The 13,127-nt window shown below is 69.8% G+C and carries 14 protein-coding genes; 8 read left to right on the top strand and 6 right to left on the bottom strand.

The window, feature by feature from the left end:
• Positions 1 to 76: 76 nt before the first annotated feature.
• Positions 77 to 382, top strand: coding sequence for an SGM_5486 family transporter-associated protein (locus OHA17_RS00890; protein WP_406510606.1), 306 nt, complete (start codon positions 77 to 79; stop codon positions 380 to 382).
• Between the two features lie 255 nt (positions 383 to 637).
• Positions 638 to 1,099, top strand: coding sequence for a hypothetical protein (locus tag OHA17_RS00885; RefSeq protein ID WP_406503094.1), 462 nt, complete (start codon positions 638 to 640; stop codon positions 1,097 to 1,099).
• Here the strand turns inward: OHA17_RS00885 and OHA17_RS00880 are convergent.
• Together OHA17_RS00880 and OHA17_RS00875 are read right to left on the bottom strand one after the other, a co-directional pair.
• On the bottom strand, positions 1,071 to 1,886 hold the full coding sequence (locus OHA17_RS00880) for an IS5 family transposase (RefSeq protein ID WP_406503092.1): 816 nt from the start codon (positions 1,884 to 1,886) through the stop codon (positions 1,071 to 1,073). The two genes, OHA17_RS00885 and OHA17_RS00880, sit on opposite strands and share 29 nt — an antisense overlap.
• Positions 1,887 to 2,172: 286 nt before the next feature.
• Positions 2,173 to 2,832 carry a hypothetical protein gene (locus tag OHA17_RS00875; protein ID WP_406503090.1) on the bottom strand — a complete coding sequence of 220 codons (660 nt, stop codon included), beginning with the start codon at positions 2,830 to 2,832 and terminating at the stop codon, positions 2,173 to 2,175.
• Positions 2,833 to 2,960: 128 nt separating this feature from the next.
• On the opposite strand from OHA17_RS00875, the gene OHA17_RS00870 reads away from it, so the two are divergent.
• A complete protein-coding gene (locus tag OHA17_RS00870) occupies positions 2,961 to 3,200 on the top strand; it encodes a hypothetical protein (protein ID WP_406503088.1) in 240 nt (79 codons plus the stop codon).
• 11 nt (positions 3,201 to 3,211) lie between these two features.
• Here OHA17_RS00870 and tatA (OHA17_RS00865) read toward each other — a convergent pair whose 3' ends face one another.
• Positions 3,212 to 3,496: a Sec-independent protein translocase subunit TatA gene (gene tatA / locus OHA17_RS00865; RefSeq protein ID WP_406503086.1), complete on the bottom strand. Its 285-nt coding sequence runs from the start codon at positions 3,494 to 3,496 to the stop codon at positions 3,212 to 3,214.
• 146 nt (positions 3,497 to 3,642) lie between these two features.
• Between tatA (OHA17_RS00865) and OHA17_RS00860 the strand changes: the two genes are divergently transcribed.
• Both OHA17_RS00860 and OHA17_RS00855 read left to right on the top strand, forming a co-directional pair.
• Positions 3,643 to 5,160, top strand: a complete 1,518-nt coding sequence (locus tag OHA17_RS00860; RefSeq protein ID WP_406503085.1) for an LCP family protein — start codon at positions 3,643 to 3,645, stop codon at positions 5,158 to 5,160.
• 513 nt (positions 5,161 to 5,673) lie between these two features.
• Positions 5,674 to 9,636, top strand: a complete 3,963-nt coding sequence (locus tag OHA17_RS00855) for a Pls/PosA family non-ribosomal peptide synthetase (protein WP_406503083.1) — start codon at positions 5,674 to 5,676, stop codon at positions 9,634 to 9,636.
• Between the two features lie 25 nt (positions 9,637 to 9,661).
• Here OHA17_RS00855 and OHA17_RS00850 read toward each other — a convergent pair whose 3' ends face one another.
• On the bottom strand, positions 9,662 to 9,943 hold the full coding sequence (locus OHA17_RS00850) for a hypothetical protein (RefSeq protein ID WP_406503081.1): 282 nt from the start codon (positions 9,941 to 9,943) through the stop codon (positions 9,662 to 9,664).
• A gap of 718 nt (positions 9,944 to 10,661) precedes the next feature.
• Between OHA17_RS00850 and OHA17_RS00845 the strand changes: the two genes are divergently transcribed.
• The 3 genes from OHA17_RS00845 to mihF all read left to right on the top strand — a co-directional run bounded on the left by OHA17_RS00845 (position 10,662) and on the right by mihF (position 12,125).
• Complete coding sequence (locus tag OHA17_RS00845) at positions 10,662 to 11,036, top strand: STAS domain-containing protein (protein ID WP_406503079.1); 375 nt, start codon at positions 10,662 to 10,664, stop codon at positions 11,034 to 11,036.
• 206 nt (positions 11,037 to 11,242) lie between these two features.
• Positions 11,243 to 11,695, top strand: coding sequence for a single-stranded DNA-binding protein (locus tag OHA17_RS00840; RefSeq protein WP_406503077.1), 453 nt, complete (start codon positions 11,243 to 11,245; stop codon positions 11,693 to 11,695).
• A gap of 112 nt (positions 11,696 to 11,807) precedes the next feature.
• Complete coding sequence (mihF, locus tag OHA17_RS00835; protein WP_406503075.1) at positions 11,808 to 12,125, top strand: integration host factor, actinobacterial type; 318 nt, start codon at positions 11,808 to 11,810, stop codon at positions 12,123 to 12,125.
• Between the two features lie 69 nt (positions 12,126 to 12,194).
• On the opposite strand, the gene OHA17_RS00830 is transcribed toward mihF, so the two are convergent.
• Together OHA17_RS00830 and tatA (OHA17_RS00825) are read right to left on the bottom strand one after the other, a co-directional pair.
• Entirely contained in the window at positions 12,195 to 12,599 is a 405-nt protein-coding gene (locus tag OHA17_RS00830; protein ID WP_406503073.1) for a hypothetical protein, read from the bottom strand.
• A gap of 207 nt (positions 12,600 to 12,806) precedes the next feature.
• The gene (tatA, locus tag OHA17_RS00825; protein ID WP_406503071.1) at positions 12,807 to 13,091 is read right to left on the bottom strand and encodes a Sec-independent protein translocase subunit TatA; all 285 of its coding nucleotides are present in this window, start codon (positions 13,089 to 13,091) and stop codon (positions 12,807 to 12,809) included.
• Positions 13,092 to 13,127 lie beyond the last annotated feature (36 nt).

The raw sequence follows: 13,127 nt of genomic DNA, 5'->3' as shown, positions 1-13,127 counted from the left end.
GGGCGATCCGCGACCTGCCCGAGCCCCGTGCGCTGGCTGTGCTGCGGTGCGACGGGTGCGTGGTGCAGCGGTGCGCATGGGGAGGGGCTGGCTACTGGCTGCGGCAGATGCCGGGTGCCGTGCTGAAACTGCGCACGGTGCTGTGCCGTCGTGGGCAGGAGCACGCAGAAGGGCACGCCCCAGTCGTCCGTGGTTTCTTGCCCGCGTGAGATGCGCCTACTTGACGGACCTGGATCAGCCTGGTGCCAGACTTCATCCCATGCCCGTACTTGAGCCCCATCCTCCGCGTTCCCAGAAGAGGCTCCTGCTTCTCCTGGGTCTTATGCTCGCCGTTCCTGCTGTTGTCGCGATCATCGCCACCATCGGTGCCAGACTCGGCTGACTCTGGCGCCGCGGGGCAGAGACGCCCGTCGTTCGCCTGGAGAAGGACGGGGGAGATGGTGTCGCCGGCCCGTACGCCCTTCGATCCCGATGACCTAGCCGCCAGCCCCCAAGGGAGCAGGATGTAAGACGCCATCCGCTTTCCGAACGTGATCGTTCAGTTCGGGCTGGGTGGGCATGAACTTCGGTTGTCGGCGGGAGAGATGGGTGTGGTCCGTCCGTTCGTCTCGTTGGTGGGGGGTGGCTGGTGCCGTCGGTGCTCGGTCTGCTGGAGGCCCGGGAGAAAAAGATCCGGGAAGAGGTCGCGCGTTTGCGGGAGGAGGCTGAGCGAGTGCAGGCCGTGCTCGGTGAGGCAGAACTCGCGCTGCAGCGTCTGGTGGATGCCCGGATCACGGTGACCGAGGTGCTGACCGGGCCGCCCTCCGCGGCAGCGGATCCGGCTCCGGGGGCGATGACGGGATCCGTGGTGCCGCACCGGACCGAGGGCGTGGCGACGTCCGTCCTGGCACCGGATTACCAACGCATCGTGGAGGTAGTGGAATCGGACGCGGGCCGGGCAGGTCTGCGGTGTCAGGAGCTGGCCGTGGCCCTCGGCCTGGACGTGGTCCCGGCGAAGGTCGAGGGACTGCGGTCGAAGGCGAAACGCCTGGTGGAGAGGGGTTGGATCCTGCAGGTGAGGCCGGGGGTGTTCACCGCACTCGCGACGCCGGCCGGCTGAACGCCCCCGGACGGCGTCCGGCGAGACGGCCGCTCATGAGCATGGTCATGGACCACAGCACCATGGCCTCGTGCATGACGGGCAGTGCCTCGTAGTCACGTACCAGCCGACGCGAACGCATCAGCCAGCTCAGCGTTCTCTCCACCACCCACCGTCTCGGCAGCACCACGAAGCCCGTGGTGTCATCAGAGCGTTTGACGATGTTCAGAGTGAGGCGGAGCCTCTTCGCCGCCCAGTCGACCAGGCGTCCGGCATAGCCGCCGTCCGCCCAGACGAGGCGGATGGAGAAGTGCAGTTCGCGCAGCCGTGTGAGCAGGGGCACCGCGGCGTCGCGGTCCTGCACGCTCGCCGCGGTCACCAGGACCGCCACGACCAGGCCGAGACAGTCCACCACCACGTGCCGCTTGCGGCCTCCCACCTTCTTTCCGCCGTCCCACCCCGACGTCGAGCGCGGGACGTTCGCCGCGGCCCGAACCGACTGCGAGTCCACGATCGCGGCCGTCGGATCCGGTGAACGGCCTTCCCCGGCCCGGACCTTGTCGCGCAGCCGGTCGTGCAACTCGGCGAGCAGCCCCGTGGCCTGCCAGCGGCGGGCGAAGGCATGCACCCGCCGAAACGGCGGGAAGTCACAGGGCAGGTTCGCCCACTTCACGCCGTTGTCGACGACGTACCGGATCGCGTCGAGCATGACCCGGTGGCAGTAGCCTTCCGGTCGCCCTCCCCGGCCCGCAAGCCACGCCGGCACCGGCAGCGCAGCCCGGACGACCTGCCACTCCGCCTCCGTCATGTCCGAGCCGTAGCACGGGGTTCGCCCCCGCTGGTCACTCGCGTTCCCGAACCGGTGCGCGAGACAATCGCACAGTGACACGCGGGAGTTGGACGCGACGGGCACGGTCACGCAAGACTGCGGCAACAGGGTCTCCTTGGTGCTCGAGTGGCTTCGCAACCCCGAGCTACCGAGGGGACTCTGTCTTCATGCGCCGGCGCCGCCGCGATCACCCGATCAAGAACTCAGTTCGACTGATCACGCTCACCTACCGGTATGCGGAAGCCTTCTAAGGCCCGGCGCGGGGTCAGTGGGTGGTGGTACCCATGTTGCGGGCCTCTTCCACGCGGGCGCGGAGGAAGGGCATGATCCCCCGCACCAGCAGCGACCGCTGCCAGTGCTGCGCCTGTCGCCAGACCTTGAGCGCGTCGCCTCCGTCCGGCTCGGCAGGTGCAGCAGTTCTGGTCGTGGCCGCGGCCGTCGGTCGGTTGCGTACCGCTGTGGCCATCAGCCAGATCACGTCGGCCAGGAGGCCGGTGCCTGCGACGGCCGCGCAGATCCATCCCATCGCCTGGAACTCGCCGGCCAGTTGTGGCTGGCTGCTCGCCAGGTGCAGGCCGTAGCCGAAGAACAGGAAGACGGCCGCGGCGATCGCTGCCAGTGCCGGGACGAGCACGGCCAGCACGGCGGGCAGTTGGTCGGAGGTGCTGGCGGACACGTCGGTGCGGCGCAGCCGCAGCAGCCCGTGATACTCGGCTGCTGCCGCGGCAGCGATGCTCTCCTGGGCCTCCCAGGCCAGGGCGTGCAGTTGTCCGGCGGTGATCACCCCGCCGCTGGCGCTTAGCGCCTGCTGGATCTCGGCTGATTCCAGGGCCTGTTGGAGGGCCTGCTCGAAGGCGGGCAGGTCCTCTTCACTGAGATGGTCACACCACCTGCTGTGTGGGTCCCCGGTGCAGGTTCCGCGCATGTGCTCCCCCTGTTGTGGGCCGTATCGGGCAAGACCGGCCCGCACGAAGTCTGCCGTGCGTCCCCGGCGGACGGGGCGTGAGAGGCCTCGCAATCATTATCGAGTTGCGCAACCTCTAAAGTGTCGCCATGGATGCGGAAGACACAGCAAGTTGGGAAGCGGCTGTGCTCGACGGCGGGCCCGCGCACGGCCTGCGCCTGCGAGTGGCGGGCCGGCCGGCGATCGTCCAGGTGACATACCCGTGCGCGGTGGAACAGTCGGCGGAGAACGTGAAGGTCCAGGCGCTGTTCATCTACCGGCGGGACACGCGTCGACGTGCCGGCGGTGTTCAGCCGGTGCGCTACGGCTTCGATGCGGCCAGCCCCTGAGCCGTGGCCCTTCAGCTGCTGTTGACGTGCTCCTGGACGGTGCGAGCCGAGGCCGCATCACCGGGAGCGGTCTGGATCGTCCGGTGGGGTGCCTCCGGCTGCGCGGCCGGGGGAGAGTCCGCAGGGGCCGCCGCCTGGGCGCCCTCCTGCTTCATCGCCTTCGTCTCGCTCTTGAGGATGCGCAGGGACTTGCCCAACGCCCGGGCGGTATCGGGGAGTTTCTTCGACCCGAACAGCAGGATGATCACAATCGCCAGGATCAGCAGATGCCACGGCTCCAGCCCGTTGCGGAACATTCCGCCCCCGCTTCATCTCGTCGAGCCAGGACGCCTCGGCAGGATGCGCCCACGGGAAAGATTGCTACATTGCGCAACTGTACAACTGTGGGGTGGGTTGAGTCGGCCCCTTTTCTTTGTGAGCCGTACGGACAAGGGGCGCGCGGATGGCGGGCAGTCGTAAGGCGTCGAGTCGGCGTCGTGGTGGCGGCCGGGCTCCGGCGGCGAGCCGGCGGCGCAAGCGCAGCAAGACGAAGATCGGCATCGGGATCGCGGTCTCGCTGCTCGTGCTGCTGACGGCCGGCGCCGGCTGGATCTACCTTCAGCTCGACGCCAACATCGAGACCTTCGGTTCGGACGGAATCTCCGACAACCGCCCACCCGCCTCCGCGAACGGGTCGAACGTGCTGGTCATCGGCACGGACGCACGGACCGGCGGCAACAGCGACCTCGGCGGCGGCGACAAGAGCGACATCGGCCGCTCCGACACCGCCTTCCTGCTGCACACCTATACCGACCAGAAGCACGCCGTCGCCGTCTCCATCCCCCGCGACACCCTGGTCGACATCCCGCCGTGCAAACTCCCCGACGGGAATTGGACCAAGCCCCAGGCCAACACCATGTTCAACGCGGCCTACTCCGTGGGCCAGACCCCCAAGGGCAACCCCGCCTGCACCCAGAACACCGTCGAGAAGCTGACCGGCCTGCGCGTCGACCACACGGTCGTCGTCGACTTCAAGGGCTTCGCCACGATGACCGAGGCCGTCGGCGGGGTCCAGGTCTGCCTGCCCCAGGACATCTACCAAAAAGACCTCAACCCCAACCGGCCCACCCGCGGTACCCAGATCTTCGCCAAGGGTCCCCAGAGCGTCTCCGGCCAGAAAGCCCTGGACTACGTACGCATCCGGCACGGCATCGGCGACGGCTCCGACATAGGCCGCATCAAACGCCAGCAGGCCTTCGTCGCCTCCTTGCTGAAGAAAGTCAAGAGTGATGGCATGAGCCCCACCAGCCTGCTCCCGCTCGCCAACGCCGCGACCGAGTCGCTGACCGTGGACCCTGGGCTCGGTTCCGCCCAGAAGCTGATCTCCTTCGCCATGTCGATGAAGAATATCGACCTGCACAACACCAAGTTCGTCACCCTGCCCTGGCGTTACCAGGGTGCGCGGGTCGCGATCGTCCACCCGGACGCCGAAGCCCTGTGGGCTTCGCTCAAGGCCGACCGCACCCTCGACGGCCAGGACGCCGGAAACCACCACGACGAACAAGTCAGTGATTCATCCCCGTCACCCAGCGCCACGGAATCGGTGTCCGGCACGGGCATCTCCGTCGCCGTGTACAACGGCACCACCGTCACCGGACTGGCCGCCCGCGCCGCCGACGCCCTCAAGCAGCACGGCTTCACCGTCACGAGCACCGGCACCGCCGCGGTCCGCACCCAGAGCAAGACCGTCATCGAGTACGGGCCCGGCGAGAAGGACCAGGCCGAGAAGACCGCCCAAATCTTCCCCGGCGCCGAAGTCACCGCTACGGCCAAGCCCAGAGTCAAGATCATCCTGGGCAAGGTCTACGCCGCCGACCCGGCCGCGCCGACATCCACCGCACCGAGCGCGGTGCCCTCCGGCGTCGCCGGGGGCGCCCGCTCCGCCGACGACGACCCCTGCTCCAACCTCTCCTACGGCTGAGCACCGGGGCTACACCTCGGTCCAGGCCGGGCAGGAGCATCGAGGGCCCGCTGGCGCTTGCCACATGCCTGGTGGCGCCAGTCGATGCCCTGGGCGAGGACGCTCTTGCCGACGCTGGTGTTCAGTCTCTTTGGGTGCGGTTAGGAACACCTTTCTTCGACTCGCTGAGCGATGCGACCGACGTCGGGTACGCCGTGGGGTAGGGCGTCGGCGCGGCCGCAATCGGCGCATCGCTGGGCCGGGCACGGTGGCTCAGAATTGGCTCACTGCCGTAGGAGTAGTGGCTCTTATCCGCCATGGACGCACAAAAACAACGTCGAACGGACAGAAAACCTTCATATGAGAGTTCGATGAAGAGCCGCTACTCGGCGTAATCTCGCCGCCAGCGTCCGTTAGCCTCGGCAGAGGATCGACGCCAAGGCGGTCAACCGTTCGATGTGCGTCCTGCCCCTTGGCTGCGGCACAACGGGTTCCGCGCCGTCTTTCGAGCCGCAGACCAGCAAGTAAAGGTTGATGGACGTCATCGAGAATCGTGGTTTCGCCACTGGCGCGATCTGGCCCGCCGCTCCCGCCGCTCCCGCCCGGACGCTGCTCGACATCCTGGTGGCCTCTGCCGAGGCGTATCCGCACGCCCCCGCCCTGGACGCGGGCGGCACCGTGCTCGACTATCGGGCGCTGATGCGCGAGGTGGACGAGTTCGCCGGGCGGCTCGCGGCGTACGGGGTCGGCAGCGGCGACCGGGTCGGTGTCCGGGTGCCCTCGGGCACCTCGGACCTGTACGTCGCCATCCTGGCCGTGCTGCGGGTCGGCGCCGCGTACGTGCCGGTGGACGCCGACGACCCCGACGAGCGGGCCGCGATGATCTGGGAGGACGCCCAGGTCTGCGTGGTGCTCGGCGCGGGCCGGAGTATCACGCCCAGCCCGACCGTGCGCCCCGGCGGGCGGCCTTCCTGGCCTACCCCGGACGACGACTGCTGGATCATCTTCACCTCCGGCACCACTGGACGGCCCAAGGGCGTCGCGGTCAGCCACCGCAGCGCTGCGGCCTTCGTGGACGCCGAGGCCCGGATATTCCTCCAGGGCGCGCCGGTCGGACCGGGCGACCGGGTGCTGGCCGGCCTGTCCGTCGCCTTCGACGCCTCCTGCGAGGAGATGTGGCTGGCGTGGCGGCATGGCGCCTGCCTGGTGCCCGCGCCGCGCTCGCTGGTCAAGACCGGCACCGACCTCGGCCCCTGGCTGGTCGAGCGCGGGATCACCGTGATCTCCACCGTGCCGACGCTGCTGGCGCTGTGGCCGGTGGAGTGCCTGGAGCGGGTCCGCCTGGTGATCGTCGGCGGCGAGTCGTGCCCGCCCGAGCTGGTGGAGCGTGTCGCCTCGCCGCAGCGCGAGTTCTGGAACACCTACGGACCGACCGAGACCACCGTCGTCGCCACCGCCGCCCAGATGTTCCCGGGCCGGCCGGTCCGGATCGGCGTCCCGCTGGACGGCTGGGAGATCGCCGTCATGGACGAGCAGGGCCACCCGGTGGCCTGGGGCGGCACCGGCGAGCTGGTGATCGGCGGCGTCGGCACCGCCCGCTACCTGGACCCGGCCAAGGACGCCGAGAAGTACGGCGGCAGCCCCTACCTGCACAGCCCGCGCGTCTATCGCAGCGGCGACCTGGTCCGCGCAGAGCCCGACGGCCTGATCTTCGTCGGCCGCGCCGACGAGCAGGTCAAGCTGTCCGGCCGTCGGATCGAGCTCGGCGAGGTGGACGCGGCGCTCCAAGCCCTGCCGGGCGTGCGTGCCGCCGCCGCGGCCGTCCGCACGACCCCGGCCGGCGGTGAGCTGCTGGTCGGCTACCTGGTGCTGCACCCGGGCGCGCCGTACGACCCCGCCGCCGCCCGCGCCTTGCTGCTGGAGCGGCTGCCGCAGGCGCTGGTCCCGGTGCTGGCCACCGTGGACGGGCTGCCGACGAAGACCTCCGGCAAGGTCGACCGCAACGCGCTGCCCTGGCCGCTGGCCACCTCCGGCCCCGACCAGTCCGCCGCCGGGCCGCGCCCGACGGGCACGGCCGGCTGGCTGGCCGAGCAGTGGGAGGCCCTGCTCGGCATGCCGGTCGGCACCGACGGCGACTTCTTCGCGCTCGGCGGCACCAGCCTGGCCGCCGCCAAGCTGGTCTCGGTGCTGCGCACCCGCTGCCCCGGCATCTCCGTCGCGGACATCTACGCCCACCCCAGGCTGCTCGGCCTCGCCGCCAAGCTGGACGAGCTCAGCGGCCCGGCCCGCCAGGAAAGGCAGGTGCGCCCGACCCCGCGCCGGGTCGGCGTGATCCAGTTTCTGGTGCTCGCCGTCCTCTACACGATCAGCAGCCTGCGCTGGGTGATCGGCCTGACGGCCCTGGACAACCTGACCTTCGGCACCCTGCGCTGGGCACCGCACACGTCCTGGTGGGTGATCCTCACTGGCTGGTTCCTGCTGTCCAGCGCCCCCGCCCGCCTGGTGATCGGCGCCGGAGCGGCCCGGATGCTGACCGCCGGCATGAAGCCGGGCAACTACCCGCGCGGCGGCTCGGTGCACCTGCGGATCTGGACGGCCGAGCGGGTGGTCACGATGTTCAACGTCGCCTCCCTGATGGGCACCCCCTGGGCCGGACGCTACGCCCGGGTGCTCGGCTGCCGGGTCGGCAAGAACGTCGACCTGCACTCGATGCCCTCGGTGACCGGCCTGGTCAAGCTCGGCGACGGCTGCTCGATCGAGCCGGAGGTCGACATCACCGGCTACTGGCTGGACGGCGACATCCTGCACCTCGGCGCGCTGGAGGTCGGCCCGGAGTCCCGGGTCGGCACCCGCTCCACGCTGCTGCCGGGCGCCAAGGTGGGCGCCTGGGCCGAGGTCGCCCCGGGCAGCTCGGTGCTCGACCCGGTCGCCGACGGCGAGTACTGGCACGGCTCCCCAGCCCGCCCGTCGGGCCGCCCCGCGAACGGCTGGCCCGCGCCGGACCACCGACGCTCCCGCTTCTGGGACCTGATGTACGGCGTCGCGCTGCTCGGATTCGGCCTGCTGCCGCTGCTCGCCGCGGCGCCGTCGCTGCTGCTGCTGTACCCGCTGATCGACACCGACAAGACGCTCGTCCCGGCGATGGTCCAGATGATCGTGGCCACGCCGCTGCTGGTGCTGGTCTCGCTGGCCACCTACTCGCTGCTGCTGATCCTGGTGGTCCGGCTGTTCAGCGTGCCCATCAAGCCCGGCTACCACCCGGCGCACGGCAAGGTCGCCTGGTGCACCTGGATCGTCTCCAGCCTGATGAACGGCGCGCGCGGCACCCTCTTCCCGTACTACGCCAGCCTGTTCACCCCGGTCTGGCTGCGCCTGCTGGGCGCGAAGGTGGGCCGCCGGGTGGAGGCGTCCACCGTGCTGACCATCCCCAAGCTGATGCAGGTGGACGACGGCGCCTTCCTCGCCGACGACACCCTGATCGCGCCGTACGAGGTGCGGGGCGGCTGGCTGCGGATCGGCGTCTCCCGGGTCGGCCGCCGGTCCTTCGTCGGCAACTCCGGCATCGTCGGCCCGGGCCGCGAACTGCCCGACGACGCCCTGGTCGGTGTGCTCGCGGACGCCCCCGAGCGGTCCGAGCCCGGCTCGTCCTGGCTCGGCCGGCCCGCCATCGCGCTGCCCCGTGTCGCCGACGGCGGCGACCCGAGCCGCACCTACGACCCGCTCCGCCGGCTGATGCTGGCCCGTGCGGTGGTCGAGCTGTGCCGCTTCCTGCCGATCGTCTGCACCGCGCTGCTCGGCGACGTCGCCTTCGGCGCGCTGCAGGACGTGGTGGACCGGTTCGGCCTGGCGGCCGGGGTGGCCGGCGGCGGGCTGATCCTGCTCGGCCTCGGCGTGGTCGCCTGCGCGATGACGACGCTGGCCAAGTGGCTGCTGGTCGGCCGGTTCACGGTGGGCGAACATCCGCTGTGGTCCAGCTTCGTGTGGCGCAACGAGTTGTACGACGTCTTCGTCGAGGAAGTCGCGATGCCCTGGCTCGGCAGCACACTGATCGGCACGCCGTTCCTGAACATCTGGCTGCGCAGCCTTGGCGCGAAGATCGGCCGCGGTGTGTGGTGCGAGACGCACTGGCTGCCGGAGACCGACCTGATCACGCTGGAGGACGGCGTGAGCGTGAATCGGGGCACGGTGCTGCAGACCCACCTGTTCCACGACCGGGTGATGCGGCTGGACACCGTCCACCTGCAGGAGGGCGCCACCCTCGGCCCGCATTCGATCGTGCTGCCGGGCTCCCGGCTCGGGACGGCCGCCACGGTCGGCGCCCACTCCCTGGTGATGCGCGGCGAGGAACTCCCGGATGGCACCCACTGGCTGGGCAATCCCGTCGCCGCCTGGCCCTCCGGCAGCCCGCAGGCCCAGGCCCGGCACCGGCACTCGGCGGGCCGCCACCGCGGCCGCCGCCCGGGCCGGGCGCTAGCCCGCCAGCAGGTCGGTGTGTAGGAAGAGCGAACCGGGGTGAGGTGTATCAGGAGCGAGGACTCGGTGGCGAGGATTGCTTCCAGGTGACGAAGGTCCCAGCCGCTCCCTGCACGCCGGACGGGCTGAGGGTGATGTCGGGCTTGGCGGACACCAGGCCAACGTAGTCGTGGGTCCCTGCCGCCTGCCGGGTGACCGAGACATGGCAGATCGTCCCCGCACCGCAGAGCGCGAGGTAGACCTGGTCCGTCTGGTCGAAGACGCTGATCCAGTAGGGGCCCGCCGCGACATCCATATTGGTCTCCGCGGTGAGCGTCACATACTGGCCCACGGCTGGCTCCCGGGCCGAGGCCAGGAGCGTCAGCCAGCGTGACCCGACCGGCTGTGAACCCGCGCCCGCCGCGGGTTTGGGAATGGTCCGGGGGCCAGCGGCCGGGTCGTAGGCATCATCGGGCACACTCCCGACAGGACCCTGCTGCCCCGCGCGAACAGCCGGGGCGCCCATCCCCGCGCCTGGTGACTTTTCTTGCGAGACAGCAGGAACAGCACCCGACACAAGGACCACGGCCATGGCCGACACCACGACAGCCGGCCTGCGCGCCCGCACCGTTGCCCTCATGCCCCGCGCTCCCTACCGTCAGCTGATGCCCCCATCATGGACGGCAGCACGCCGCCGCACAGCAACACCTTCCCCGGCGTTCGGGTGAAACGGGCCGGGCCGATCCCCGCACACCGAATGTGGCGGTGCGCCCGTCGCGAAACGCACGAGTCACCGCTGTCCAGCCGCCGGGGCTGTCCGGGCTGTGCCAGTCCAGTTCGCGGGCGGCATCAACGGGCCTGGACACACCCCTGTAGCTGCCGATGATCCAGACCGGGCGCTTGGGCTGGAGGAGCCTTCTGCGGGCTGAGGCGGCGGCCAGACGGGCCGTGAGCCGGACTGCCGGCAGCGCGCCCGGCGGGCGTACTGAGGGGCCACGGCGTACAGTCCGCTCCAGGTACGCCGAGCAGTCTGGTCGGAGAGATCGTCCGCCTGTCCAGGAGCCTGTCCCATGCCGCATCGTCCGCCAGGGCACATCACGCAGAAGCGCCGCGGCAGATCCCTGCTGCTTGGGTTCCGGCGCAGCGGCTCGGTCGCCTATCTGGCGGTACATCTGCACGGAAACATCGATGCTGTTAGTGCCGAAGAGGTCGGCAGGCTGCTCGACGAAGCACTGAGGGGCGGGCCGGAGGCCCTCGACGTCGATCTGTCCGAGGTGGAGCACATCAGCACCGACGGAATTGTCCCGCTCTTCTCCGCGCTCAAGAAGGCACGTTTGAGTGGCACTCACATGATGGTGGTCGGTGCTTCGCCACACGTATGGGCGGCGCTGCACAGGGTCGGGTTCGACCGGGCCCTGGGGCGCCCGCAGGGTGGTGGTTCTTGAATCGGCAGTGCCCTTGTCGCGGTCCGGACCGGGCACGGGACGATGGGCCGAGTATGTCGGGGAGACGAACGGATCCCCGCCCAGCTGACGCGGCCGACGGTCGTAGTCGCCCGAGGCCGCGGTCAGCACTTCGGCTGAAGCCGTCGTACCCAGGCCGGTACGGTAGTCCTTGAACTGGACGTTCAGTTGAAGGGGTGGGCTGGAGTATGGCGGGCGAGACACTGGTGACGGTGGTGGGCAACCTGACCGCCGATCCTGAACTGCGCCACACCGCCTCCGGGATGCCCGTCGCGGGTTTCACGATCGCCTCCACGCCCCGGGTGTTCAACCGCGAGCGCAACGAATTCGTCGACGGGGACCCCCTGTTCCTGCGCTGCTCGCTGTGGCGCCAGGCGGGTGAGAACGCTACCCAGTCGCTGACCAAGGGCTCTCGCGTGATCGTCACTGGAAGGCTGCGGCAGCGCACCTTCGACGACAAGGAGGGCCAGCGCCGCACCACCGTCGAGATCGACGCCGAGGACGTCGCTGTCTCCCTGATGTACGCGCGGGCGACCGTCACCAAGACCTACCGCCCTGGCGCGCCGCAGTCAGCGCCGACCGCCTCGGCAGGCCAAGCCCTGCCCCAAGGCTCGTCTCCGGCCGGGCCCCACTCGTTCTAACCGAGCTTCAAAGCTGGGTGGAGATGGCGGTTGGTGCTCTCAACTCGCTGGTCACCGGCTTGAGAGCGGCCGCATGATGGGCACTTCAGCCGTACGACGAAGGGACCTACCCGTGGTAGCTCTGCCGCCTCTCACGCTGGAGCAGCGCCGCGCTGCGCTGGACAAGGCCACCGCCGCGCGCCGGGAACGGGCCGGGGTGAAGGATGCACTCAAGCACGGCAGCCTCTCCCTGCCCGAGGTGTTGGCCAGCGACTCCGAGGCTGTCCGCAAGATGCCGGTGCGTGTGCTGCTGGAGGCGCTCCCGGGCATTGGTTCGGTACGCGCCGGGCAGTTGATCTCTGACCTCGGTATCTCCGAGCGCCGCCGCGTCCGTGGACTGGGCACCGCTCAGCGAGCCCGCCTCCTTGCCCTCTTCCCGCCCCGGGACTGACCGCGGCAGCTGGCCTGCTGTCAGCCCCGCGAGCCTGATCCAGCCCGGCAGCTTCCGCCTGCGCCCGGCCTATTTCCGGCCGTGGGTCCATTGCGTTCGCCATCTGTAGAGGCGGTCGAGGCCAGCCTGGAAGCCGTAGATGTAGGCGGCTTCGCGGCGGAGGTTCAGCTGTCCGGTGTGGTTATCGATGAGGGCGACGGCGCAGGTGGGGGCGTGGGGATTGTGTTCGTCGAGGCCGATGGTCAGCTGGCCGTCGGGGAGGCAGAAGGTGACGGTGGCGCGGGCGAAGGCGGGAGTGGCGTCGCAGGTGTAGACGAAGATGAGCAGGCGACGGAAGCGTTCGCGGTGGTCGAGCTTGATGGAGAGCGGGGGCGCATGAGGCGTACGGGTAGCCGGCCAGCGACAATCGGAACCTATACGCAGCCGTCCAAGTGACCACCTGGATACGGGAATCGAGACGGGTCGGCCAGTCACCGTATGTGAGCATGGACCTGCGGACGCTGTGGATACAGGTCGAAGGCGACCGCCGATAGTGCAAGTGCCGCACCAGCTGCCCCTGAAGGCGCCGACACTGACCGCGCCTACGGAGGTCGGTTACGTCTTCGCCGCGACCGCTGCGCTGCGGACCTTGACGGTTACACGCGGGCCGAGTACCCGTGTGTAACCGGCTGGGCCGAGGGGTCAGAGCGTGCCGTGGGAGCGTTCTGCAACAGGGCGGGCCGAGGAGGTATCTCCCGGGGCGGTCTGAATGGTGCGTGGTGCCTCGGGGGTAGCCGGGCCGGGCTCGGGGGATGCCGTCGGTGGCGTGCTGCCTTCTTCCTTCATTGCCTTGGTCTCGCTCTTGAGGATGCGCATCGACTTGCCCAGCGCCCTGGCGGCGTCCGGCAGCTTCTTGGAGCCGAACAGCAGCACGATCACGGTCACCAGGATCAGCAGATGCCACGGTTCCAGCGCATTTCGGAACATTCCATCCTCGCCTTCCTCTCGCAGAGCCGGACGGGA

Source organism: Streptomyces sp. NBC_00212 (assembly GCF_045206365.1).
GTDB lineage: Bacteria > Actinomycetota > Actinomycetes > Streptomycetales > Streptomycetaceae > Streptomyces.
Note: the sequence above shows the minus strand (reverse complement) of the source record. Positions and strands in the feature narration are given on the sequence as shown.